Here is a 23,817-nt window from a genome sequence, read left to right as displayed (position 1 = left end):
GCTCCGGTGAATACCAAATTGGCGAAATCCATGCTCGTTCTTATATCCACACCGCGACATCCTCAAGGAGCGGCAAGCCGTGGCGGACGGCGTCATACGTCGTCCAGCGTGGAGTTGGTATTTCGATGACGCGCATGTAGTACAGAGCATGTTGGCCAGGATCAAAATCGTCGTCTGTCCAATGACCAAACAACTCCGCAGCTCCGTTTGCGTTACTGTAAGTCGAAGTTTCAGGATCAACCGTATTGCCAATGGGCGGCAGCTTGCCATTCACGTCCGGCACGCGATCTCTTGACCACACTACATCAATGATACGTTCTTGCGGCGATCCGCCCACATCGACCCAACCCTTGATGATTTGTACGCGATCGAGGTTGGCTCCGATCGGATCTTTTAATGCGTGCACCGCGAAATTTGGTGGGCCGTTCAAAGCTGTCAGAGAACCGCCCATCGGCACGCCGTTGGCATAACCGTCCATTACAAGCTTCACGGGATCGTTGTTGCTTTGGAGTATTGCACCGCCAAAGAAACGCGGCTGTATCCTAGGGCCTGATGTGGCGAAGGGTGCTGTCAGACGAATTCGAACTCGTCTCTGTTGGGCCAGTGACGCTGCCCTTTATTCCGCGCCAAGTTCGCGCCACTCGGCAAGAGCGGCGGTGCGTGTCAGCTTGAAGGTGTCTCGGCTGGAGAGCGATCTTTCCTGGTTGAAATGGTTGTAGACAGAGGAATGGACGGCGGCGAATTTCTGCAAACTTCGCATGCGCCGGAAACGTTGCATGGCTCGTTCTCTTCGTCGAAATGGGAGGTGTGAATTCTCAACGCGGTTGTTGAGCCACCTGCCCGTCTTTTGCTTTTCGAGCGCACCCAATTCTCCTAGCGCTGCTTTGTAAGACGCAAAACGGTCGGTAACGATTTCTTCGGCACAGCCATGGCGCTTCATCAATTTCTTGAGAAATTTCAATGCCGCAGCTTTGTTCCGGCGTTTAGTAACGACGGCTTCAAGCACTTCACCTTCATGATCTACGGCTCGCCACAGATAATGTCTCTTGCCATTCACCTTCACAAAAACCTCGTCTACGTGCCACTTCCATTTCGAGAATGCACGCAGTTGCTGCACCCGCTTTCTTCGGATCTCAGAAGCAAACATCGGACCGAACCTGTTCCACCAGTAGCGGACAGTTTCATGGCTCACATCGATCCCGCGCTCGTGAAGCAGATCTTCGACATTCCGAAGCGAAAGCGGAAACCGGATATACAACATGACCGCCAGACGGATGATTTCAGGACTGGTTTTGAAGTATTTGAATGAGGCAGGTTTGGTCATGGTCGAACGCTACGCAACCGCCCTGCCCCGCTCAAGTCAAGTTACTCTGACAAGGCCCTCCAATGACCTCATTGCGGAGAACCAGCCGCTCGCTGGGCATGCCTTGGATGTCTACAGTGCGGACAAAACTGCCATTAGCTTTATTTACCTGAATGACCACTTAAAACCCCGCCGCAGACATTCATATTTCTGTAGATTGTGCGGAAAGTGAATCCTCAGGCTGTTTTGGCGGTTTTAACGCTAGCCGCGCGCACCAGCAGCGTCGCGCTTGCCACGTTGATGGCCAGCGCCGTGTTATACAGCGTGGCCAGTCGTAGCAGCGACTTCACATCCACATCGTGAGGCAGCGCGGAAAGCGGGTCGATGAAAAAGATCAGCGCATCAAGGCGCCCTTCAGCTATCATCGCGCCGATTTGCGCGTCACCTCCGAGAGGGCCACTTTTCAGACAGGTGATCTGTAACCCGACTTCAGTGGCGATACGTCCCCCGGTCGTGCCGGTGCCGAACAATTCCATCTCTGCCAGTTCGGACTTATGCGCATTCGCCCATTCGATCATCTGATCTTTCATCTTGTCATGCGCGACCAGTGCCATCGAGTGGATCATGGGCGCAGTTCTAACGTCTTGCGGCATCGCTCAATCGGCCTCCGTCGGATTGTCCGCAGCCCAGCTCCAAGCCAGCGGCGATTTGCGTTTCAGGGCACCGCTTAAATGTTGGCGCATCCGGTAAGAGGCATCTGCAACGTTGCCGCGCTCTAAAAGAGACAAGATCTCGAGATGTTCAGAGCATTGCTCAATCAGGCGTTCGCGGTTGACTTCAGCACGGTACTCCATCAAGCGGCGCATCCGGTTGGCTCTCTGTAGTGACATCAGGAAAAATGGGTTGCCCGAGAGTTTGATAAGTTCTTCATGAAACAGCGAACCGTTCTTGAGCAAGGACTCGTCCGGAGCTGATTTCACGTCCATGTTCAACATGCCTTCCTGAATACGCCGCTGTTCATCCAAGACTTTATGATCAAGCTCGAAAGTGGGTTCGAGCATGGCGGCGGGTTCGATCGCCATTCGAAATCTATAGATCTGATCGAAAGCCTCTGGGGTCTTGGCAACCGGCAAAAAACGCCAACCGTATCCCTCTTTGCGTTCTGCCCATCCTTCCCGGGATGCCCTGGCCAATAGGTCGTGAGCCTTGGTTTTAGTCCAGCCATATCGCTGACGCAAAAACTGTTCAGTAACGTCCTCGGGGATCTGGTTGGTCAGCCAGTCGTTGGCGAGGGTTTGATAGTCCTCATTTCCCTCGGGCATCGCTTTTGCCAGGGTAGAATTTATCTTTGATGGGATTTTGTCTGAAACAAAATATCCGCGGTTTGGTTGCCGGACGAGTACCTTCTGGTTTTCAAGGCTAACCAAAGCTTCGCGTACCGGAGTACGCGAAACGCCGTACCTGTCGGCAACCTGCTGGGCGCTGACATGCTCTCCGGCACTTAGGGAGCCGGACACTATGTCATGTAGTAGCCGGTTGGAGATCTTCCTCGAAAGCTCGCTTGTTCTTCCCGACATCCTAATCACCGATGGGTTGATTTGGGGGCATCCCAGATTGCATTTCCCTTTCCAGAACGCCCCAGTTTTCTGGCTTTATGAGCTATAAAAACCAAAAAATTGGATTTAGGTCCACATCTTTCTGCAGCTGTCACGTGCCCACGATTGGTTTTTTGCTAATCCGGTAGAACAAGAGCCAAGCTCCGATGCTGTCGGAGAGAAAAGGAAGTTGTTATTTATCAATGCTTCTGCAGCGATGCGACTACAGTACGGTCAATATGCAGCAACGCGACTTTGGATTTTTAGCCTCATAAAAGCAAATTTAAATTGGCTTTTTGCAATCAAATATGCAATCCATGATACCAGCGCGAGATTCGCGCTACCGAACATCAAAAAATGGGAGGACCACCTCGTGTTCATGAAACTTACTCGTGCAAGCGCCTTCGCTACCGTTGCCCTGCTGGCCGGTATGGGCACTGCATCCGCTGAATTCAAAGCTGAAAGCCCGCAGTGCATCGCCCCGTCCAACCCGGGTGGTGGCTGGGACTTTATCTGCCGCACCACTGCCAAATACCTGTTTGACCTCGGGGTCATCGAAGACTCGATGCAGGTAACCAACATGTCGGGTGGCGGCGGCGGTGTGGCCTTTGCCCACGTCACCAAAGAGCGTAACGAAGACAACAACCTGATCGTTGCAGCGTCTATGTCGACCAGCGCGCGTATCGCGCAGGGCATCTATGAAGACGCCACACAGGATGACGTACATTTCCTGGCGACCTTTGGTGCAGAGTATGGCGCAATCGCCGTGCGGGCAGACTCGCCCTTCCAGACCCTGAAAGACATGATGGACGCGATCTTGGAAGATCCACGCTCGGTCGGAATCGCGGGTGGTTCATCGGTAGGCAGCTTTGACCACATTAAGCCAATGCTAGTGGCCCGCGAAGCTGGGATGGAGGATGTCACGCAGCTGAAATACGTCTCGTTTGATGGTGGCGGTGAAGCGATGACAGGTCTGCTTTCGGGTGCGACCGAAGCGCTGTCGGGTGACTTCTCGGAAATGCTGGGCTTCTTGGAGTCGGGTGACATCCGCATCATCGGCATCATGGCACCCGAGCGTCTGGCCAACTACCCGGACATCCCCACCGCAAAAGAGCTGGGCTATGACGTGGTTGGTGCGAACTGGCGCGGCCTTTACATGCCCGCTGGTGCCTCGGACGAAGCGAAAGAGTTTTGGTCGAACGCCATCAAGACCATGGTTGCCGACCCGGGCTTCCAGGCAACCCTTGAAGAAGCTGCAATCGCACCCTTCAACAACTTCGGCGACGATATGCACAACTTCGTGGCGGGCAGCATCTCTGATGTGACCAAGCTGTCGAAAGAGATTGGCATTATCCAATAACGCGACATCGGGCTGGCCGCATGAACCGGCCGGCCCACTGCACATCAAATGAAAGGGAGGAGAAAATGAGTGACCGCATCTTTGGCGGCTTTGGGTTGGCGCTCGCCATCTTCTATATTTGGGCCGCGTCAACGATCAAAGACAGCTTCATGGTCGATGTGGTTGGTCCGCGTCCATTCCCCTACATCGTAGGCTCCATCGTCGCGCTTTGTTCGCTCTACTTCATCTTGCGCCCCGACGACGAACCGGAATGGCCGCATATGCGCGAGTTTGCCGAAATCGTCTTCGCGGCAGCTGTCATGTTTGCATACAGCTGGGCGCTTCCCGAAATCGGCTTCCTGATTTCGACTGTATTCGCAACGGCCTACTTGACGTGGCGCCTGGGGACACAACCCCTTTGGTCCCTCGTAACGGGGGTCTGTACCTCGGTTGGTATCTACGTCGTTTTCCACCTGATCCTCGGCCTTGCTTTGGCCAAAGGTCCACTTGGTTTCTGAGGAGCGATACCTATGGAAATTCTGTCTCTTCTTGCAGATGGCTTTGCCATCGCACTCACCCCGCAGAACCTGTTGCTGGCGGTCATCGGCTGCTTTCTGGGAACGTTGATGGGTGCACTTCCGGGTCTTGGCCCAGCCAATGGTGTAGCGATCCTGATCCCCATTGCCTTCTCGTTGGGTCTGGGCCCGACCGCATCTCTGATCCTGCTGGTCAGTGTCTATTACGGTGCCATGTATGGGGGACGGATCAGCTCGATCCTACTGAATATTCCCGGCGACGAACCGGCGATGATGACCTGTCTGGACGGCTATCCGATGGCCCAGCAGGGCAAGGCAGGCGAGGCCCTGTCGCTGTCTGGGGTTGCCTCGTTCGTAGGTGCCTTCGTGGCCACCTGTGGTCTGGTCGTTCTGGCCCCGCAGTTGGTGAAAATAGCCCTTCTATTTGGACCGGCCGAGTATTTCGTACTGTTCACGGTGGCCTTTGCAACCCTTGGCGGCATCTCGTCCACCAACCAGGCAAAATCGGCATTTGCGGCAGCGCTGGGACTGGGCATTGCCATGATTGGCAGCGACAGCCAGACGGGCTCGCAGCGTTTCACCTTCGACCACGTACACCTTTATGACGGCATCGACTTCCTGATTGCGATCGTCGGCTTGTTCGCACTGAGCGAGGTGTTCATCTTCCTCGAGCATCACCGCGGTGGCGCAGTCGGCTCAGCCGGGGCAACCAAAATTGGCCGGATCATGCCCGACTTCAAGATGATCAAGCGCTGCCTTCCCTCGATGGCGCGCGGCACGGGTCTTGGCTTCTTCTCGGGCGTTCTGCCCGGTGCGGGCGCGTCGCTGGGCTCGTTCCTGGCTTACTCGCTGGAAAAGCAAGCGGTTGACCGTGATGGCAAGACCTTCGGCAAAGGTGACCCGCGCGGCGTCGCGGCACCGGAAGCGGGCAACAACGCGGCCTCGGGTGGCGCACTGGTGCCGATGCTGGCGCTGGGTGTTCCCGGTTCGGGGACAACGGCGGTTCTGTTGGCAGTGCTGCTGCAGCTGAACATCACGCCTGGTCCGCTGCTGTTTTCGAAAAGCCCGGACATCGTGTGGGGCCTGATCGCCTCGCTGTTCCTTGCGAACTTCATCCTACTGGCCATGAACATCCCGCTGGTAGGCATCTTCACCCGTGTGCTTATGATCCCGACCCGGATCCTGATGCCGATCGTCGCGATGATTTCCTTCGTAGGCATCTATTCGATCACCGGCTCGACCTTTGACGTGATGCTGATGGTGGGCTTTGGGATTGCTGGCTGGGTTCTGCGCAAACTCGACGTGTCTCTGGTGCCCGTGATCCTTGGCATTCTCCTAGGCAACCAGATGGAAGTGAATCTGCGCCGCGCCATGACGATCTCGGATGGCGACTGGTTCATCCTCGTCGGCAGTCCCCTGGCCATCATCCTGTGGCTTGTCGCAATCGCCGGCTTCGTGCTGCCCATGCTGATGGGGCGTCGCATGAAGAAGCGGATGGAAGCCGCGCGCGATCAAGAAGAATTCGTCGGCGACTGAGCCGACACCCTCAACGAACTTGGCCAAATGGCCGATCATAGGAGACTAATATGCGTATCATGACACTGCCCTGCGATGGTATCGGGCCGGAAATCATGGCGGCGACCCTGGAAGTTGTCGAAGCTGCGAACAAACGCTTTGATCTGGGACTGACCTTCCATGAAGAAGAGAGCGGTTTCACCAGCTTAAAGAACCACGGCATCACTCTGCGGGAAGAAGTTCTGGATCGCGCCCGCACCGAATTTGACGGTGTGATCCTAGGCACTCAGTCACACATGGATTATCCCCCGGTTGTCGAAGGTGGACGCAACGTGTCGGCTGGCTTCCGCATCGGGTTGGACCTCTATGCAAACGTCCGTCCCGCACGTACCCGCAGCTTCATACCGAACAAAGCGCCGGGCATGGATTTGGTAATCATGCGTGAAGCCACAGAGGGCTTCTACCCTGACAGAAACATGTACAAGGGCGTGGGCGAGATGATGCCCGACCCCGACATGGCGCTGTCGGTGCGCAAGATCACCCGCCACGGCTCGATGCGGATTTGTCGCGAAGCCTTCAAGTTGGCAATGCAACGCGACAAGAAGGTTGCGGCGATCCACAAGGCAAACTCGTTCCTGATGACCGACGGACTGTTCCTGGAATGCTTCCGCGAAGTGGCCAAGGACTTCCCCGAAGTTGAAACCGAAGAGCTGATCGTCGATGCTTTCGCCGCACTTCTTGTGCGCAAACCCGAAGCTTATGACGTGGTGGTAGCTACCAACTTTTACGGCGACATCCTGTCGGATCTAGCGTCGGAATTGTCTGGATCCTTGGGTCTTGCAGGGTCGATCAACGCCAACGCTGAAACCGGTCTGTGCTGCGCTCAGGCGCAACATGGATCGGCGCCGGATATTCAGGGGCAGAACGTCGCCAACCCGACCTCGTTGATCCTGTCAGCGGCCATGATGCTGACTTGGCTGGGCGAACAGCGTGGCATCCAGAAGTTGATGGATGCCGGTCAAGCCATTGCCGACGCCGTAGACGCAGTTATCGACGTCTCGGAAAACCGCACCCGTGACTTGGGTGGATCCGTGAACTGTGACGCCTTTGGCTCCCTCGTCGCAGAAGCCGTAGCGCGCGAAAGCGTTGCAGCTTGAGGATACTCCCTGCGGGCAACTCTTGCCCGCAGCATTTCGGTGGCACCGCCTCTCTCCCTGTGGTGTCGCCGATTACTTCAGGACGCAAAAAAGATGAAAGACCGACCCCGCATAGCGCTTATTCATGCAACTAAAGTGGCGATTGATCCGATCGAGGACGCCGCAGTTAAGCTTTGGCCGGAAGCAGAGACGATCTCGATATTGGAAGAGGGTCTTTCGGTGGATCGTGCGAAATCGGCGGAACTTTCCGCTGACCTTCTGCGCCGGATAATCGACCTTTCCCGCTATGCCGAGGCTGCAGAGGCCGATGGGGTTTTATTCACCTGTTCCGCCTTCGGGGCGGCCATCGAACGTGCCAATTTCGAGGCGGGCATTCCAGTAATGAAGCCCAACGAAGCTATGTTCGAAGCGGCATTCTCCCACGGGGACCGGGTTGTCCTGTTGTACACTTTCCAACCCGCCGCCGGTGGGATGGAGGATGAGTTCCGTGAGGCGGCTCGCCAGAAAGGCAGCATCGCACAAATCACCTCGGTCTTTTGCGAGGGTGCACTGGACGCCAAAAAGGCTGGGGACGACGAAACCCACGACCGATTGATAGCCAATACTGCCGCCATGATCACCAATGCGGATGTCATCCTGCTGGCGCAGTTTTCCATGGCCAGCGCTGCGGATGCGGTGCGCGCATGCACTGACGTTCCTGTTCTGACCAGCCCGGAGGCCGCGATTGAAGAAATTCGCCGCCGGATCGAACACAATAACGAGGTTCAGCAATGCTAATTGGCGTTATCGCAGATGATTTCACTGGCGGCAGCGATGTCGCCAACACTCTGGCCAAAGGCGTTGACGGCGAAGGAGGTCTGAGAACCGCCCAGTATCCAGGCGTGCCTACCGGCCCTGCCGCACCGGACATCGACGCCGGCGTTGTTAGTCTGAAGTCGCGTTCGAACCCGGTTGAAGATGCGGTGAGCGAAAGCCTCGAGGCGCTGAATTGGCTTCTGGATCAGGGCTGCAAGCAGATCGTATTCAAGTATTGCTCGACCTTTGATTCAACGCCTGAAGGCAATATCGGCCCGGTGGCCGACGCTCTGGCCGCCAAGCTGGGCGCGCGCGGCGTGGTGGTCTGTCCGGCCTTTCCGACGACCGGGCGCACGGTCTACCAGGGCCATCTGTTCGTGCATGACATGCTGCTAAGCGAAAGTGGGATGCAGAACCACCCGTTGACTCCGATGACGGATCCCGATCTGCGCCGCTTCCTGCGCTTGCAGACCGAGCATGCGGTGGGTCACGTGCCGCTGTCGACCGTGTTGGCCGGGTCCGAACAGGTGCGGGCTGCGCTGCAAGGTGCGGAAGAACAATATGTTGTGACCGATGCCGTATCTGACGAAGATTTGCTGACGCTGGGCGAGGCACTTGAGGGCGCTACGCTGGTCACGGGCGGTTCGGGCATCACGCTGGGCTTGCCGCGCAACTTCATTCGCAACGGTCAGGCCAAGGCCAATTTGCCCTCTGCAGAAGGCACTCAAGGCCCCGAGGCCATTCTGGCGGGGTCGTGCTCTGGTGCGACGCGCGGTCAGCTGGCCGAGCATCAGAAATCGCATCCGACCTATGCCATCGACGTACCCGGCGTCATGAATGGGAGGGTCACAATGGATGACCTGCTGGATTTCATCGCTGAGAACATCGGCAATATGCCCTTGGTCCATTCCTCTGGCGCCCCCGACGAGGTGAAAGCGATTCAAGCCAAGTTCGGTCGCGAGGCCGTGGCCGAGAAGCTGGACACTCTGTTTGCAGACACCGCCCGCGCACTGTTGCATCGCGGCTATCGCCGGATCGTTGTGGCGGGCGGCGAAACTTCGGGCGCGGTGGCGCAGGCAGTGGCGGGCGAACTTGGCTCGCCTGCGATGCGTATCGGCGCGGAAATCGACCCTGGCGTGCCAGTCCTTACACTGGGCGAGGATCAACCGATCTCGCTTGCGCTGAAATCAGGAAATTTCGGTGCGCAGGACTTCTTTACCAAAGCGCTGCGCATCATGGAGGGGCAGAAATGAGCACCGAAACAGAACTGCGCCGGCAGATGTCGGACCTCTGTGCGTCCCTGTTCAACCGGGGCTTCTCCGTCGGGACGGCAGGCAATGTGTCTGCCCGACTGCCTGATGGCATCCTGATGACACCGACCAATTCTACTTTGGGCGCGATTGATCCCGATCGGATCAGCAAAATTGATCTGGGCGGCAATCACGTGGCGGGCGACCGTCCGACCAAGGAAGTATTCCTGCATCAAGCCTTCTATGAAACCCGTCTTCAAGCAGGGGCCGTGGTGCACCTACATTCGACCTGGGCAACAGCGCTGTCTTGCCTTGAGGACACTAACCCCGATGACTGCATCCCGCCGCTGACGCCCTATGTGGTGATGCGCGTGGGCACAGTGAAATTGGTGCGTTACGTTAAACCGGGCGACCCGAAATCGGGCGATCTGATCCGCGACCTGAAGGGCGCGTACAGCGCAGTTCTGCTGGCCAATCACGGCCCCGTGGTTTCGGGCAAGGATCTGTTCTCGGCCGTGTGCGCGGCAGAAGAGTTGGAAGAAACCGCCAAGCTTCTTCTGGCGTTGCGCGGAAAAAAGACGCGCTTCCTTGGTGTGGCCGATGTGGCCGACCTGAAAGCAACCTACGCAAATTTGTGAGGCTGATATGAAAACTGCTGACCTGATTGATGACCATGCAGACAAGCTGTCGCTTGTTCACTTGCCGTTTCGTCGCTTCGGCACGGCACCGCATTTCGCCGCCCCCGTGCAGACTGTGAAGTGTTTCGAAGACAACACAGTCATGCGCGCGCAGTTGGAAAGGCCCGGCGAGGGCCGCGTGTTGGTCGTAGATGGCGGCGGTTCTACCCGCATTGCCATTCTAGGGGACATGATCGCGGAAATGGCGATCAATAACGGCTGGGTGGGGCTGGTTCTCAACGCTTCCATTCGCGACAGCGCTGAGATCGAGCAGATGGCGACGCAGGTCTTCGCACTGGCAACCTCGCCGGTGAAAAGCGCGAAAGAGGGCTGGGGCAAAGCTGGCTGCGATATTCACATCGGCGGTGTGTCCATTGCGCCGGGTGACTGGATCTATGGCGACGCCGATGGAGTATTGCATAGCAAGGTCAAACTGGTTTGACTGCGGCCACTATCCATTTGGACTCCGGCGGGGATAAGGTGATCCCCGGTCTGGAAATTGATGCAGGGACGCGCCGTTTAAGGGCCACGGACCTTCCGCGTGTTTTGGGCGACCGACTAGATCGGTTGCCTTTTATCTTGCGTCTTCTAGCCGAAAACCACCTACGCACCACCGGCCAGTCGGACGCGCTTTTAGCGGCGCTGGATGCCTGGCTTGAGGGGCGAAACGGTGGGTTTGAGCTCACCTTCATGCCCAACCGCATCCTAATGCACGACACCACCTGCACGCCCGCACTGGCGGACATTGCCGGGATGCGCGACGCGGTGGCCGAGGCCGGCGGAGACCCGGGCGTTCTCTCTCCGAACCTGCCGGTCAACGTCTCGGTTGATCATTCATTGGCGGTGGATCGCTATGCCACGCAGGCGGCGTTCTCGACCAATGCTCGCAACGAAATCGCCCGCAACCGCGAGCGGTATGGCTTCATGAAATGGGCATCGCAGAATATGGATGGGGTTACGGTGCATCCGCCGGGTACCGGGATCATGCACACGATCAACCTTGAACAACTGGCAACTGTGCTTGAGATCTGCGCCGATGGACAGGCCCACCCCGACATGCTGCTGGGCACTGACAGCCACACACCAATGATCAATGGCATTGGCGTGCTTGGCTGGGGTGTCGGCGGGCTCGAGGCGGAAAGCGTCATGTTCGGCCAAGCCACGACCCTGAGCATGCCCGAAGTGGTGGGCGTGCACCTGACTGGTCAGCTGCCCGAAGGCACCATGCCGACCGATCTGGCGCTTGAAGTGACACACCGGTTGCGGGTTCTTGATGTCTCCAGCAGTTTTGTCGAGTTTTGCGGCCCCGGCCTGTCTACGCTCAGCGCCGATGCCCGCGCCGTGATTGCCAATATGGCGCCGGAATACGGTGCCTCGACCGGGTTTTTCCCGGTGGATGGCGAAACCGTAGCCTATCTGAAACGCACCGCGCGGCCCGTCAGTCTGACGGGCAATATCGAACCTGTTTTTCGCGCCATGGGTCTATGGTTCGATCCCGACACCGCACCGCGCTTTAACCGGGCGATCGAGATTGACCTGACCGCAATCACCCCGACTATTTCTGGTCCGCGTCGCCCACAGGACACCTGCGCCCCGGCACATGCCGCAGTTCGGGTCGAGACGGCGCTGGACCGTCCGCTGTCCCGTGCGCCCCGAACCGAAGGCGTGGTGCCCGACGGCGCGGTGGGAATTGCCGCGATCACTAGTTGCACCAATACCTCGGACCCCTACATGATGGTCGCGGCCGGGTTGTTGGCGCGCAAGGCGCGGGCGCTGGGGCTGACGACGCCGTTCTGGGTTAAAACCTCGATGGCGCCGGGCTCGCCCTCGGCGCGGGATTATCTGCAGCGCGCGGGCCTGATCCCCGATCTAACGGCACTGGGCTTTGATCTGGTAGGCCATGGCTGTACCACCTGTATCGGCAATTCCGGCCCCTTGCCCGAGGTGATCGAGACCGCGCTGAAGGACGGCAAGGCGATCAGCGCCGTGCTGTCGGGCAACCGCAACTTTCCGGGGCGGGTGCATCCGAAGCTGGATCTGGGCTATCTGGCCTCGCCGCCCTTGGTGGTGGCCTATGCGCTGAAGGGCGATATTTTCGGCGATATCCTGAATGACCCGATCGGCAAGGACGCCGAGGGTCAGCCGGTCTATCTACGCGATATCTGGCCCGAAACCTCTGAAATAAAATCACTCTTGCAAGCGGGCTATCGTCGGGCTGACGTTCGCACCGCCTTTGCCACGGCTACCCACAATGACGCCTGGAACCGGATTAAGGTCCATGATGGCGCGCGCTTCCCGTGGGAGCCGACCTCACGCTATCTGCGGCGGCCGAAATTCACCGCCGAGCCTCAGCTGTTGCGGTTGGGCGACTATACTGCAGCGCCTCTGATGGTGCTGGGGGATGATATGACGACCGACCATATATCACCCGCGGGGTGGGTGGATCCGACCAGTCTGGCGGGCGAATGGCTGTGCGCGCGCGGCGGCGATCCCAAGGACATGAATGTTTATGCCGCCTATCGCGGCAATTGGGAGGCCATGCTGCGCGGCCTCTTCACAAACAGGCTGGCGGTGAACTACCTGCAAGAGGGGCTGGCCCCGGCTGAGACAACGCTCGAGGATGGGCGCATCCTGCCCTTGCACGAAGCAGCGCAAATCCTGGCGGATCAAAGGCAGCCCACTATCATTCTGGCGGGTGACCGCTATGGCATGGGCTCCAGCCGCGACTGGGCGGCCAAAGGCATAGCACTACTGAGCATCCGCGCCGTGGTCGCCAAAAGTTTCGAGCGCATCCACCGCACCAACCTGATCGGTATGGGCGTGGTACCGGTGCAGATCATTGACGGTTTCGATCCCAAGACGGCGGGCATTCGCGCTGAGGATCGCTTCGCTGTGAACCTGCCACCTGAGACGCTGGTGCCTGGTCTGGAAACTACTTTGCAGTGGCAGCGCGGCAACGAAGTGCTGGGCGATATCCGTTGCAAAGTGGCGGTGGAAACATTCCAAGAGGTCGACCTGCTGCGACACGGCGGCGTCCTGTCAAAGATCATGGGTCTCACCCTTGAAGGCCGCGAATAGAACAATCTGCTTTGAACGAATAGGGCAGAGCTGGCTCATGCGGTTGTAACTAAAAATGCTAGGCGAATGCACTTTTTGAACTGCTTTCCATCACACCAACGTCCAGTTTCGCGAATTCGAAGCCATTGGCAGATTCTGCAGCATTTTACACTTTGGGCTCAAGGCAGACGTTCCTCTAAACTCGTTGAGCGTCTGCTGAGCGGACAAAACGGACATCCGACGCACAAGGCCGAATGTCCGCTTAATCCAATCAATCTCAGTTGATATCCTGAACATCCATGACCAGGTTTTCCCAGTTCCGCTGGTTTTCCATGTCGTGCTCTAGGCCCTGCTCGTCTGCGATCGTGAAGCGTTTAACGGCTGATGTTTTGCTCGTTGCCTGGTAGAGCCAATAGGCCTCGGCCTTCAGGGCCTCATCGATAGGCTTGTCGATCGACTCGTAGACCATCTGCTTGCAGGCATTGATAGACTCTGCCGGGAACTTGGAAATCCGCTGCGCCAAGGTGTTTACGTAGTCGTCGATCTCATCAGCATCCAACGCTTTATTGATCGTGCCCATTGCCTCGGCTTCATCGGCGTCAAAGTCTCGGGCACTCAGGATGATTTCCAGCGCGCGGCCCAGACCGGTCTGACGGGCCATGCGGGACGCACCGCCGCCGCAGGGCAGGATACCCATGCCGACTTCCATCTGCATGAACTTGAATTTGCCACGCGCCGCAAAGCGCATGTCCAGCGCCAGGGCCAACTCGTGGCCACCACCGCGTGCGAAGCCTTCCAGCTTCGCGATCGTGGCCTGAGGCACCTTGCTGATGCGTTCGCAGACCGCTTGCAAATCGAGCAGCTGGGCTTCATCGCGGGAGACAGCTTCGGTCGACATGTCCTTGAGCAGCTCGGTGTCGTAGTGGCAGACCCAAACCTCGGGGTTCGCGGATTGGAAGATGACCACCTTGGTATCGCGGTCCCGCTCCAGCCGCATGGCAAGGCTGTTGAGGTCGGCCAGCATTTCCTGGCCTTGCACATTCACTGTTCCAAAATCGAATGCCACCGTTGCGATGGCGTCTTGGACCTTCACGTCAAAGGTTTGAAAATTCTCGTATTTCATCAGTCAGTCCTTTCTTGGGTCCGGACAACGCATGTCGCCGGAGGGTTGCAGTTTCAGGTGGTGTAAAAGACGCCCGACGTCAGACGGGCGTCAGTGAGATCAGCTGAGAGATTTCAAAGCATCTTCGATGCCTTGCATCACCTGCGCCGAATGAGTTGCGTCCAGTGCAGCCGCATGTGGCTGCGCGAACTGGCCGCTGTCATTGTCAAAATACTTGCCCGAAACATCCGCGAACGACGACCCGAGCGCCGCTTCACGCAGGATGTTCGCGCCGATGGACAGATCGTTGCCCGCGATGCCGTAGCCTTCCTTGACCATCTTCGAAGCCAACAACGATCCGGGATTGACGGCGACGACGACGGGTCCGTCGGTCAACTCCTTCGCCAATTCGCGGGTCCAGATCGTGATGCCGAGCTTGCTTTGCGCGTAGGCGTCATTGTGGCCAAGCTGTTTTTCCCCGCGCATAGCAGCCAAATCAATCGGCGCTTGCGCGGCAGAGGATAGATTCACGATCCGCCCGTCTTTCGGAATGATCGGCAGAAGCGCGCGGGTCAGCGCATAGGGCGCCAAGGTGTTGACCATGAACCGCACATCATGGCCGGCCTCGGTCTGGGTCTCCGCGACTTTCAGCACGCCCGCGTTATTGATCAGCACATCAAGGCGGTCGTGTTTCTCGCGCACCTCTGCCGCGAAGGTTTGGATATCGGCCATACGCGACAGGTCAGCGGCATAGGTTTCGACGTCGCCGCCGACCTCGTTGACGGCGGCTTCCAGTTTGGCTGCACCGCGTCCATGAAGCAGAATTTTGTGCCCCTCTTTTGCGAGGGTCTGCGCCGTCAAAAGACCGATGCCGTCTGTTGATCCGGTGATAAGAATTGTCTTGGTCATGATTGTCTCTCTCCGTTTGCTCGTGTTTCGTGGGTCCGATGATGGGATCAGGCAAAACGCACTAGGGTGCGGCTCTCAATGCTTTTGCGGATGGTCATGACGTTTGGGTCTTCGACCATGTCCAACGCGGAGTGCCCAATGGAGGGCCGTCCCTGATTGTCGAAGATGTTGAAGTAGGCGACCTCATCCGGGGTCATCTTCGACATGTAGATCCACTGATGATTCGGGTTTGCCGCCAACCCCATGATCTGTCCTTTGCGGTCGGGATAGATCAGATCAAGCAGGATCCAGTCTTCCGGGGCGACGCTCGACGGCAGGATAAACCCGAGCGGGGCTGAGTTGATCGCCGCCTCGATCGGTCGCCAGATGTTAATGAAGGCGTAGTGCCCCGCGCTCCATTTTGCCGCTGTATCAGCACCAAGAATGTCGATCAGTCGCTGTTCTGCGCCGTCAGGGCTGTAGTCGCTGTGGACGTTTCGCGCGGGCTTGCGCGCGGCGTCAGGGTCATCCACCCGGATCGTGTGATCAAAGATGATCACCTCCTGCGCGTCCAGCTTGGTCGTCAGAAGCGACGTCAGCTCTGCGTCGTACTCCGCTTGCCAGGCATCATCGTCTTGCGCGAACGAGACCGCTGTGGGGACGAAAGAAAACGCGACAGCGTCATCCTCGAATGATGGGTCTGTGGCTGACCTGCGCGCGTCGCGCAATTTCACTTCGGTTGGGGCGAGTTCTGGCGCGATCAGATTGCCAACGATGCCACCGGCATCAAGCTCGAACGCCTGACGCTCCGGTTTGTGGACGTGATAATTCACTGTCGCTGTCTGAGTCATTCCGCTCTCCGCTCTGTCTTGAGCTTTGACCTATACCGCTGCGCAGATATATAAACGGTAGATAATCGAATTCAGTTTTCTGGAAAAATATACAATATGGATACGCAAAGCCTCCGCCTCTTCGTCCTTGCTACTGAAACGCTGAACATCAGCGCGGCGGGCCGAACGCTAGGGATGGCACCGGCGGTGGCCAGCGCGCGGCTCGCAAAGCTTGAAAAACTGCTGGGCGCCGAATTGTTGCATCGATCCACTCGGAAAGTCTCGGTGTCCCTAGAGGGGCAGGACTTCTTGCCATACGCCCGAGAGATGATCGAACAGGAAGAAGCGGCCCTCGCCGCATTCGGCAAAGGCAAGGCCGAGGTGAGCGGGACATTGCGCTTTGCCGCTCCAAGCACCTTTGCCCAGCTCTATATCGCGCCCCTGTTGCCCGCTTTTATGGATGCCTATCCAGACCTGACGCTCGATTTGCATTTATCAGATACCCAGTTCAACCTGATTGAGGGCAGCTATGATCTGGCCCTCCGCAATTCTATTCTGGAGGACAGCAGTCTGACGGCGCGCAAACTGGCAAACGACACACGTATTCTTTGTGCAGCACCAGACTATCTGGAAACACATGGGGTGCCCGGCACACCGGATGACCTCGCGGCGCATCGTCTGGTCGCCTTCAAGGATCTGGAGCCGCGCGCCTTGGTGTCAGATGACGGAGCCAAAGCAACATTCGACCTCCACAAAGCCTCCCACAGGCTGATCGTGAACGACGGGCTGACACAAGTGCGTGTCACGCTCAAGGGTGCCGGCATTTCGATTAACTCCCTCTGGGCGGTCCACAGCGAGCTGAATGATGGGTCCCTTGTGCAGGTGCTGCCCGGGTACACACTGGCGGACAATCCGGCGCTTTGGCTGATCTACCCCAAAAGCAACGTAGTCTCCGCAAAGGTCCGCGTCTTCATGGACTATCTGATCCAACAGATCGGACGGTCAGCGGCTTGGGCCGGCTCCTAGGCGCCACACCTCTATTATGTAGATAAAACGAATTCTGTTATCAAAAATATGTCCATTTATACGCAATCTAAGGGTAATATCTAATGTCTCGGAAGCAACAGGCTTGACCATCAGAAAGTTGAGACAGGACATGACACAATCTGCATTAGAGCGCGCACGCGCCGTGGAACGCCCCACACGCGAAGCAATGCTGCAACGCGCCCCGCAAGTCGCGCAATTCTGGAATGACAACCAGGAGCTGTTCAAACACGCATGGAAGGAATGGGAGCAGGCCAATCAAACCGCCTTGGATGCATCTGTTCATGACGACCGTCTCCGCGCAGCGGTCGAGGGGGCCTGGAAAGACCCGGCAACCGAAGGCGAAGTGAAAAAACTATGGGAAGAGGTCTTCCCTGGTGTCTACAAAACCCAGTTCTTTGACCCCGAACGGCTGTTCGTTTTGCGCAGCTATCTGGACAGTGTCGCCGATGCAGGCATTCCGCTGCGCCCGCCCTATGGCATTTCCCTCAACCGGGGCGGTGCAATGCTTGACCCGCGCTCGGAAGGGCATCTTGGGACCTCAGCCTTCCAGACGTTCTACCGCGACCTGATGAACACCTATATGCGGCCCATCTCACGGCTCTTGTTCCCGGATGTGATGGGATACGACACGCAGACCTTCGGGTTTTCCATCCAGTGGCAAGCAGATAACGACACGTCGCTCCGGCCTCACTCAGACGCATCATCGGTCACGCTGAATATCAATCTAAATCTACCGGACGAGGCCTTTTCTGGCTCCGCTGTCAGCTTCATTGATCCCGCGTCGCGACGGGTCGAAAAACTGCACTTTGAGCCCGGCACGGCCTTGATCCACCACGGCAGCGTCCCCCATGCGTCTGAACCGATCACCGAAGGTCAACGCTCCAATTTCGTGCTGTGGCTCTACGGTCAAAACGGCCAGATCCCGCATCCTGGTGCGTTCGCGCCCACAATCGATCCGCGCGCGCGCTGGACGGTCCCGACCGATCCATCGGACAGGTTTGCGCCCTTCTGATCCGCGGACCTCGACAGGTTGGTTGGGTGATAGACGTCGCCCAGCCAACATAGCGGAGGCTCGTTGGCCGCTTTTTCAGATAATCTCGAAGCAGCCATTGGTGCAGGTTGCTGCATTCGTTGTTTTGGGCTCGGAGCTGTCTGATGCATACGCGGCATGGTACACCTACATGACAAGTCCAAAGCAGTTATAGAAATTATGCTATTATCCATCGTCAGCGCGATGCCGACGCTTGGGTTTGGAGGGCGGTATGGAGGGCAAAATATGCCTAGAGTACAGCTTCCAGCAATCACCCCCAAACAACGAGCTTGGAACAAAGGTCGCATCATCGGGCAAAGCGCCCGTTGCGACCCAAACAGGTCTGGGCCATCCGAGCGCGTCTCGAACTGGCAAACAATTTGCGAGATCTGGCGCTCTTTAATGTCGCGATCGATAGCAAGTTGCGTGGATGCGATTTGGTATGTCTCAAGGTGAGCGACCTCGTAAACGCTGATCAAGTGCGCGAACGTGTTTCGGTGGTGCAAAGCAAAACAAAGCGGCCAGTTCAGTTTGAACTGACTGAAAACACGCGTGATTCCGTTGCCAACTGGGTCAAAAGTCCAGAAATGTTGAGAGGCAGCTTCATGTTTCCAAGTCGGTTCCACGACCATCCCCACATTTCAACACGCCAATACGGCCGACTTGTCAGGGATTGGGTCGCAGCAATTGGCTTAGAACCAAGTGGCTACGGCACGCACTCGATGCGCAGGACGAAGGCCGCTGAAATTTACCGTAAGACTGGGAACTTACGAGCAGTACAACTGCTTCTTGGCCACACAAAGATCGATAGCACTGTTAGGTACTTGGGCGTCGAAGTCGAAGATGCCCTAAGCATTGCTGAGAAGATCGACATTTGAACTTTAGGCGAGCGGTACAAGCCGTTCGCCTTCCGTAAGCAGCCATGCAGCAATCATCTTCTGATGACAGCAAAGAGCCCGAAGCGGAAGTGGTTTGGCTTTGATGCTCGCAGGTGCTGCAAGCTGATCACTGACGCCGTGCGGGCACCACAGAAAGAAGAGCGGCCTTTCGTTGTAATCGCAGCGAAATCTGAAAGGGCAAGGACCGAGTTGCGATAAGGAACAGCGCTTGACACGCGACTATGCTTTATGCAGCCTTTTGCAATCCTGGAGCCCGGGCGGGGTCCGTTAGCTTAGCAATGCAGATAACGACGTGAAATTTCAAAAGTTTGTGTTTGTTGAGCAAATACCCGAGCATTTCTCATGCTGTTTTTCTGGATAGCAGCGACCGATATGTCTGAACTTGGTGGAACTCTAGACAACAATTATCTTCACGTGGCACTTGGCGATAGTGCCGTGGGATGCCTTCGCGCGGCTTGTCAGTCGGGTGCAATGCCGGGCACTGTCATTGGCATCCCAGATGATCTCAGCCATGGTCCGCTGGGCGATCTGCAAGTGCGCAGAAGCTACTTTCAGCACTTGTTTATTCAAATTGGTGAAAGACCAGAAGAGGCAAGTGACATTCTTGTATCCTGGCGCCGTCTTATGGCTGAAGCTGGCAGAATACAGACAAGGGAAGTTGTTGTTTGGGCCGGCGAAAACGTATCAGAGACCATTTTTCTTCATATGGTTTGCGACTGGGTGCACGGTACCGATATCACGCTGTCGCATGCCAATGTTTCTGAAAGCAGCGACCAGCACTACGTCGCTATGTGGCAGCCTTCATATCTGGCCGGTATTTGCAGTAACGCTCGCAAATTGAATAGTGCAGAGCGGGAACATCATTCATCTGAATATCGGCGCCTTTGCGCAGAAAAGGGTGTACTGCGCCGATGGGTAGCGGGACGTGTCGCTAGAGTGCAATCTGACTTTTATGATGACCTAATCTTGTCGAGTTGCACGACCGATTGGTCCGTTGCCGGTCGTGTCGTGGGACTTGCGATGAGCCGATGCGACGCCCACAACCGGGTGAGCGATCTCTTCTTCGCCAGTCGAATGGCGGCCATGATCGAGAACGGATTGATTGAGGTACAGAAAAAGACAGGTCGAGTGTTTGAAAACGCCATTCGCCTGTCGGCAACATAGATGAGTTCATCGCATCAATCGAGGGCTTGGCGTGGCAAGCCGATCCCCAAGTTTTGCGCGGATCGTTCGTCAGCCCAGCGAAATTGAGCCTTCGTGCCCGATAGCGTCGTTCGCAGGAGCTCTCTGCAACTGAAACATGCGGCACCAGACGTAACCGGTACAGGAAATCCGCATGGACCTGAGCCCAAAATGTGGGTTACGCTAGTCCTAGCGAGCGTTGGCTTCGAAGTCTTGGGAGAGAAAATGAACCGTTGGGCATTGGTGACATTCATATTGATGGGGGTCTCGGGCAATCCGGCAGTAGCACAACCGCTTGAAGAAGAACCAAGAGCCTTCAATCCCTATAGCGAAACGGCCTTGGCGATTACCGGGCCGGTGATTTTGTCGACCAGCCGAATGGTGTTTGAGACAGGTGGACTTCTGGAACTCGAGATCGTCAACCAAGCTGCTTCGGGTGCATGGGGAGTTTCCGGTGACGTGCCTGCGGCACAAGTGTTCCGAGTTACAGGCGACGTAGGACCTCTTCGGCAGGACAACACCCTCTGCGGAGATCAGAGCATAACCTACATGGCGGGCTGGACGGAGGAACTCTCCGGGTCCGAGTACCTAGGTATTGCAATGTTCAGCGGTGCGGAGATGCCGGGTGGCGCAATCGAAGAAGGCACCTGCGGGACCTATTTCTATTCGATCGATGTCGAGAGATAGAAATGGTCAACCAGGGTGCCCCTACACTGACTTCAAAGTCGACCATCTTTCATTAAAGAGGAGGGCAGTGCGCGGAGTGCGGCTCAAGCCATAAGAACAAGGCACTTGTGCATCGCAAGTTTCTTCTTCCTGCGTCGCACGGTTATCGCGCAGTATGCGCCTAGGAGAGCCGAAGCGCATCAGTTTGGCGTTGCCGTGCGTAAACTGGCAGTGTTTACTGGATGGGTGTTACATCGATGGAAGAGATCAACATGAGGAAAAGTCTTGTTTTTTGCGGTCTGACAGCGCTCTCACTTGCCTTGGCGGGGTGCGTGGAAACGACCACCACCCCTGGCGCAGCAGTTTCCAGCGGCACTTGCCCATCAAATCTTGGCGCGAACGAGTGCGAATACTATCGAGACGGTTACGCCCTTGGTGTCCAAGACCGCGGCATGGGTATGAGCATGGCCTACGAGCGTCATGACGGATACGATTCGACTTTCGAACCCTACTTCGCAAGCGGATACAATGCAGGCTGGTCTTCAAGGGGATAGTACGAGCGCCTGGATAATGAATGTCGCCCACCTACGACCTAATGTGCGTGTGAATGTGGGGAGAAGTCTTCATGTTCCTTGCCGCGACTTTGGTGTGAGACTTCACCTAGCCCGCTTAGCCGTTATGTGTCCGGTGTCTGGAGGTGCAGCGGTCCGTCAGAGCAAAATGTACACCGGAGTTGTGAAAGCCCCGACAAGGGTCCAAAGACCATAGACACCTACTTCGGCTTTGTGATGAGCGTTGCGTAAGAGCTTGAATGGTGGTCGGTCGGAAGACTTCTGTTCCCGGTCAGGAAGCCGAGCAGAGTGTCTGCTCGGTTTCTCATCAAGCGCTTATAACGCGATGGTACCGTCTCTAGCGGTGTCTGAAGAAATAGCTGTGGAGCGTGTTTTGTCGCTTGCAGTTTGGATGGGACGAACAGCAATCTTGATACAGTAGATGCACTAATAGCCCTATGGAGGCGCAGAATGCCGGCGCAAAGCAAGACGAGAAGCCGCGCTTTGAACATTGGACTACTTTCAGTGGCGACGGCCATTGTGACACTCTCGGCGGCGCTTTCAACCAATGCCGAAGAGGTCCAAACGGGCATTTGCACAGACAAAAGCACTGCCCCGTCTGCTATCGCAGATGCTCTGGATGGCGTCCTCACACAGGTCATCGACTCGCCGCTCGGTTCAGCTCCTGGCGCTGTTCTTTCAGTCCGCGCCGGAGACTGGCAGTACATAGCCGCGACTGGATTTGCTGACCCTTCGGCTGCCACTCCGATCGACTGCGCGATGCCATTCCAGATTGGAAGCAACACGAAGATGATGACAGCGGTTGTCCTGCTGCAGCTAATGGAAGAAGGGCGACTAGGTATCGACGACCGGTTTTCCATGCACCTTCCAGAATTCGCGACACGGCTACCAAACGGAAACGTAATGACTTTACGTCAGCTTGCGCAGCACACATCCGGGGTCTTCAGCTATACTGACAATGCTCCTGACGGCACACCAGGCCTGATGGAGGGCGCCACCACAAGCCGTGACGCTCTTGTGCGTCCGCTTGAGCCACAACAGATGGTTGATTTTGTCATAGAACATGGGGAGCCGAATTTTCCACCTGGTGCGGAAGGTTCCTGGAGTTACAGCAATACAGGATACGTGCTTCTCGGGATGGTCATCGAGAAGCTGGAGAAAAAGCCGATCGGAAAGTCGTTCGAAACGCGGATCTTCGGACCTCTTGGCATGAATCAGACCTATCTCTGGAACGGTATTCCGAGGTCTGCGTTTGGATTGCCACGGTCATTTCTTGAAGGCGACGACTACGAAACGACCGACTGGAACATGACGCAGGGGTGGGCTGCTGGCGCTGTGATTTCAACAGTCGACGACATGCATACCTTCATTGAAGCGCTTGTCGCAGGTGAACTCTTCCAACAACCGGAAACGCTGTCAGAAATGATGGATACCATTCAGACCACACATCCGGCGCTATCCGGATACGGACTGGGCCTCGCGATGAAAGGCGATAATCTGTGGGGCCACGGCGGTCAAACCCTTGGTTTTGAGTCTGAGGTGGCCGCATTCATTGACCGAGACATGTCGATTGTTGCCTGGGCTACGTCTTCGAGTAATGCCCTCGGATTTGGTGCGTTGTTGATTTCAGATGCCCTTCGCAAAGCAGGTGCCCTGCCAGAATAAACGTCTGGGGACTCCAAAAATCTAACTTACTCGTCGTACCGGGTGTACTGCAGGGGTCTTGTCACATGAAACCAGTGCAAACGGTTATCCTTCCTTCCAAAGGTTTTGTGGTCTAAAAATAGGTGTGATTCATGAGGAATAGACTGCGCATCTTTGGCCTTGCCAGTCTTGCTATGGCTGGCTTTTCATGGCTTGCGGAGATGGTTTTCTATGGTGATGTCAACGCAGAAGGAGTCCTTCAGGAGAGCCTCTTCTTGCCTCTGACATTTATCTTTGCGGCGCTCGGCGTAGCGCTTGTCATGCTATCGATCATCCTGGATCGGCGTCGATAGAGCGCCCTCATTATCAACGGTAGGGAATGCTGAAAAATGTGAAGCTGTTGGTCTGTGTGACCATTGTCGCTCCTGTTTCCACCATCAGGCTGACCCTCGCAAGTGCAGCAATGTGAACGCCAAAAAGGAGTATCGTATGATGTTTTTGAGAACCAGTGTCGCAACTATGGTTGTGGCAATTTGGGCAACGTTGGCAGGCGCGTCTCAGCACGTCACTCCCGGGACGCTGCCAGAAGGGCCAGAAGGCGACATAGACGTGCTCTCCGAGGAACAGTTTTACGTGGATGGATCGGCGTACAGCGCTGTCTGACGTCAGCACCTACCGGATAGATTTAGGGTTTGAGCAACGGAGGATTTCTGGTTCATCGAAGCCATTATGG

22 protein-coding genes and 1 pseudogene are annotated in these 23,817 nt (G+C 56.6%); 16 read left to right on the top strand and 7 right to left on the bottom strand.

The genetic code is table 11. From position 1 onward, the window contains the following. Nucleotides 1–40: 40 nt before the first annotated feature. The 4 genes from AC2FFF_RS15060 to AC2FFF_RS15045 form a co-directional block, all read right to left on the bottom strand. A complete protein-coding gene (locus tag AC2FFF_RS15060; protein WP_496882990.1) occupies nt 41–514 on the bottom strand; it encodes a DUF3604 domain-containing protein in 474 nt (157 codons plus the stop codon). Nucleotides 515–616: 102 nt separating this feature from the next. Further along, nucleotides 617–1,324 carry an IS6 family transposase gene (locus tag AC2FFF_RS15055; RefSeq protein WP_496751085.1) on the bottom strand — a complete coding sequence of 236 codons (708 nt, stop codon included), beginning with the start codon at nt 1,322–1,324 and terminating at the stop codon, nt 617–619. A 215-nt stretch (nt 1,325–1,539) separates the two neighbouring features. Beyond that, nucleotides 1,540–1,929 carry a methylglyoxal synthase gene (locus AC2FFF_RS15050; RefSeq protein WP_299637581.1) on the bottom strand — a complete coding sequence of 130 codons (390 nt, stop codon included), beginning with the start codon at nt 1,927–1,929 and terminating at the stop codon, nt 1,540–1,542. A gap of 30 nt (nt 1,930–1,959) precedes the next feature. After that, complete coding sequence (locus tag AC2FFF_RS15045; protein ID WP_496751087.1) at nt 1,960–2,880, bottom strand: GntR family transcriptional regulator; 921 nt, start codon at nt 2,878–2,880, stop codon at nt 1,960–1,962. A gap of 397 nt (nt 2,881–3,277) precedes the next feature. Here AC2FFF_RS15045 and AC2FFF_RS15040 point away from each other — a divergent pair, with 397 nt between their 5' ends. The 9 genes from AC2FFF_RS15040 to acnA all read left to right on the top strand — a co-directional run bounded on the left by AC2FFF_RS15040 (nt 3,278) and on the right by acnA (nt 13,245). Beyond that, nucleotides 3,278–4,258, top strand: coding sequence for a Bug family tripartite tricarboxylate transporter substrate binding protein (locus AC2FFF_RS15040; protein WP_496751089.1), 981 nt, complete (start codon nt 3,278–3,280; stop codon nt 4,256–4,258). 65 nt (nt 4,259–4,323) lie between these two features. Continuing rightward, a complete protein-coding gene (locus AC2FFF_RS15035) occupies nt 4,324–4,755 on the top strand; it encodes a tripartite tricarboxylate transporter TctB family protein (protein WP_496751091.1) in 432 nt (143 codons plus the stop codon). 12 nt (nt 4,756–4,767) lie between these two features. Beyond that, the gene (locus AC2FFF_RS15030; RefSeq protein ID WP_496751093.1) at nt 4,768–6,309 is read left to right on the top strand and encodes a tripartite tricarboxylate transporter permease; all 1,542 of its coding nucleotides are present in this window, start codon (nt 4,768–4,770) and stop codon (nt 6,307–6,309) included. Nucleotides 6,310–6,359: 50 nt separating this feature from the next. After that, nucleotides 6,360–7,445 carry an isocitrate/isopropylmalate dehydrogenase family protein gene (locus tag AC2FFF_RS15025; RefSeq protein WP_496751095.1) on the top strand — a complete coding sequence of 362 codons (1,086 nt, stop codon included), beginning with the start codon at nt 6,360–6,362 and terminating at the stop codon, nt 7,443–7,445. Between the two features lie 93 nt (nt 7,446–7,538). Continuing rightward, nucleotides 7,539–8,222 (top strand): aspartate/glutamate racemase family protein, encoded by a 684-nt coding sequence (locus tag AC2FFF_RS15020; protein ID WP_496751097.1) that lies wholly within the window; start codon nt 7,539–7,541, stop codon nt 8,220–8,222. After that, the gene (otnK, locus tag AC2FFF_RS15015) at nt 8,216–9,493 is read left to right on the top strand and encodes a 3-oxo-tetronate kinase (protein WP_496751099.1); all 1,278 of its coding nucleotides are present in this window, start codon (nt 8,216–8,218) and stop codon (nt 9,491–9,493) included. Before AC2FFF_RS15020 ends, otnK begins: the two co-directional genes overlap by 7 nt. Beyond that, a complete protein-coding gene (gene otnC, locus AC2FFF_RS15010) occupies nt 9,490–10,128 on the top strand; it encodes a 3-oxo-tetronate 4-phosphate decarboxylase (RefSeq protein ID WP_496751101.1) in 639 nt (212 codons plus the stop codon). The genes otnK and otnC overlap by 4 nt, the downstream gene beginning before the upstream one ends. A gap of 7 nt (nt 10,129–10,135) precedes the next feature. After that, nucleotides 10,136–10,609, top strand: coding sequence for a ribonuclease E activity regulator RraA (gene rraA / locus AC2FFF_RS15005; protein ID WP_496751103.1), 474 nt, complete (start codon nt 10,136–10,138; stop codon nt 10,607–10,609). Beyond that, nucleotides 10,606–13,245: an aconitate hydratase AcnA gene (gene acnA / locus AC2FFF_RS15000; RefSeq protein WP_496751104.1), complete on the top strand. Its 2,640-nt coding sequence runs from the start codon at nt 10,606–10,608 to the stop codon at nt 13,243–13,245. The genes rraA and acnA overlap by 4 nt, the downstream gene beginning before the upstream one ends. A gap of 256 nt (nt 13,246–13,501) precedes the next feature. Here acnA and AC2FFF_RS14995 read toward each other — a convergent pair whose 3' ends face one another. The 3 genes from AC2FFF_RS14995 to AC2FFF_RS14985 form a co-directional block, all read right to left on the bottom strand. Beyond that, entirely contained in the window at nt 13,502–14,347 is an 846-nt protein-coding gene (locus tag AC2FFF_RS14995; protein WP_142640334.1) for an enoyl-CoA hydratase/isomerase family protein, read from the bottom strand. 99 nt (nt 14,348–14,446) lie between these two features. Continuing rightward, the gene (locus tag AC2FFF_RS14990; protein ID WP_142640333.1) at nt 14,447–15,235 is read right to left on the bottom strand and encodes an SDR family NAD(P)-dependent oxidoreductase; all 789 of its coding nucleotides are present in this window, start codon (nt 15,233–15,235) and stop codon (nt 14,447–14,449) included. Nucleotides 15,236–15,282: 47 nt separating this feature from the next. Further along, the gene (locus AC2FFF_RS14985; RefSeq protein WP_142640332.1) at nt 15,283–16,065 is read right to left on the bottom strand and encodes a CmcJ/NvfI family oxidoreductase; all 783 of its coding nucleotides are present in this window, start codon (nt 16,063–16,065) and stop codon (nt 15,283–15,285) included. A 96-nt stretch (nt 16,066–16,161) separates the two neighbouring features. On the opposite strand from AC2FFF_RS14985, the gene AC2FFF_RS14980 reads away from it, so the two are divergent. The 7 genes and pseudogenes from AC2FFF_RS14980 to AC2FFF_RS14950 all read left to right on the top strand — a co-directional run bounded on the left by AC2FFF_RS14980 (nt 16,162) and on the right by AC2FFF_RS14950 (nt 23,747). Next, a complete protein-coding gene (locus AC2FFF_RS14980; RefSeq protein ID WP_271951652.1) occupies nt 16,162–17,070 on the top strand; it encodes a LysR family transcriptional regulator in 909 nt (302 codons plus the stop codon). Nucleotides 17,071–17,200: 130 nt separating this feature from the next. Next, entirely contained in the window at nt 17,201–18,103 is a 903-nt protein-coding gene (locus AC2FFF_RS14975) for a 2OG-Fe(II) oxygenase family protein (protein WP_281996103.1), read from the top strand. Nucleotides 18,104–18,367: 264 nt separating this feature from the next. Further along, nucleotides 18,368–18,999 (top strand): annotated as a pseudogene (locus tag AC2FFF_RS14970) (tyrosine-type recombinase/integrase). 363 nt (nt 19,000–19,362) lie between these two features. Next, nucleotides 19,363–20,184 carry a DUF3658 domain-containing protein gene (locus AC2FFF_RS14965; protein ID WP_496751230.1) on the top strand — a complete coding sequence of 274 codons (822 nt, stop codon included), beginning with the start codon at nt 19,363–19,365 and terminating at the stop codon, nt 20,182–20,184. Nucleotides 20,185–20,427: 243 nt separating this feature from the next. Continuing rightward, complete coding sequence (locus AC2FFF_RS14960; RefSeq protein WP_496739679.1) at nt 20,428–20,889, top strand: hypothetical protein; 462 nt, start codon at nt 20,428–20,430, stop codon at nt 20,887–20,889. A 938-nt stretch (nt 20,890–21,827) separates the two neighbouring features. Continuing rightward, nucleotides 21,828–23,105, top strand: coding sequence for a serine hydrolase domain-containing protein (locus tag AC2FFF_RS14955; RefSeq protein ID WP_496882987.1), 1,278 nt, complete (start codon nt 21,828–21,830; stop codon nt 23,103–23,105). Between the two features lie 468 nt (nt 23,106–23,573). After that, a complete protein-coding gene (locus AC2FFF_RS14950) occupies nt 23,574–23,747 on the top strand; it encodes a hypothetical protein (RefSeq protein ID WP_496751227.1) in 174 nt (57 codons plus the stop codon). Nucleotides 23,748–23,817 lie beyond the last annotated feature (70 nt).

It is taken from the genome of Ruegeria sp. YTSA226 (genome assembly GCF_059609905.1).
Note: the sequence above shows the minus strand (reverse complement) of the source record. Positions and strands in the feature narration are given on the sequence as shown.

Coding starts and splice junctions, on each gene's coding strand:
- AC2FFF_RS15055 (WP_496751085.1), bottom strand. CDS start 1,324: ATGACCAAACCTGCCTCATTCAAATACTTCAAAACCAGTCCTGAAATC.
- AC2FFF_RS15050 (WP_299637581.1), bottom strand. CDS start 1,929: ATGATCCACTCGATGGCACTGGTCGCGCATGACAAGATGAAAGATCAG.
- AC2FFF_RS15045 (WP_496751087.1), bottom strand. CDS start 2,880: ATGTCGGGAAGAACAAGCGAGCTTTCGAGGAAGATCTCCAACCGGCTA.
- AC2FFF_RS15040 (WP_496751089.1), top strand. CDS start 3,278: ATGAAACTTACTCGTGCAAGCGCCTTCGCTACCGTTGCCCTGCTGGCC.
- AC2FFF_RS15035 (WP_496751091.1), top strand. CDS start 4,324: ATGAGTGACCGCATCTTTGGCGGCTTTGGGTTGGCGCTCGCCATCTTC.
- AC2FFF_RS15030 (WP_496751093.1), top strand. CDS start 4,768: ATGGAAATTCTGTCTCTTCTTGCAGATGGCTTTGCCATCGCACTCACC.
- AC2FFF_RS15025 (WP_496751095.1), top strand. CDS start 6,360: ATGCGTATCATGACACTGCCCTGCGATGGTATCGGGCCGGAAATCATG.
- AC2FFF_RS15020 (WP_496751097.1), top strand. CDS start 7,539: ATGAAAGACCGACCCCGCATAGCGCTTATTCATGCAACTAAAGTGGCG.
- otnK (WP_496751099.1), top strand. CDS start 8,216: ATGCTAATTGGCGTTATCGCAGATGATTTCACTGGCGGCAGCGATGTC.
- otnC (WP_496751101.1), top strand. CDS start 9,490: ATGAGCACCGAAACAGAACTGCGCCGGCAGATGTCGGACCTCTGTGCG.
- rraA (WP_496751103.1), top strand. CDS start 10,136: ATGAAAACTGCTGACCTGATTGATGACCATGCAGACAAGCTGTCGCTT.
- AC2FFF_RS14995 (WP_142640334.1), bottom strand. CDS start 14,347: ATGAAATACGAGAATTTTCAAACCTTTGACGTGAAGGTCCAAGACGCC.
- AC2FFF_RS14990 (WP_142640333.1), bottom strand. CDS start 15,235: ATGACCAAGACAATTCTTATCACCGGATCAACAGACGGCATCGGTCTT.
- AC2FFF_RS14985 (WP_142640332.1), bottom strand. CDS start 16,065: ATGACTCAGACAGCGACAGTGAATTATCACGTCCACAAACCGGAGCGT.
- AC2FFF_RS14980 (WP_271951652.1), top strand. CDS start 16,162: ATGGATACGCAAAGCCTCCGCCTCTTCGTCCTTGCTACTGAAACGCTG.
- AC2FFF_RS14975 (WP_281996103.1), top strand. CDS start 17,201: ATGACACAATCTGCATTAGAGCGCGCACGCGCCGTGGAACGCCCCACA.
- AC2FFF_RS14965 (WP_496751230.1), top strand. CDS start 19,363: ATGCTGTTTTTCTGGATAGCAGCGACCGATATGTCTGAACTTGGTGGA.
- AC2FFF_RS14960 (WP_496739679.1), top strand. CDS start 20,428: ATGAACCGTTGGGCATTGGTGACATTCATATTGATGGGGGTCTCGGGC.
- AC2FFF_RS14950 (WP_496751227.1), top strand. CDS start 23,574: ATGATGTTTTTGAGAACCAGTGTCGCAACTATGGTTGTGGCAATTTGG.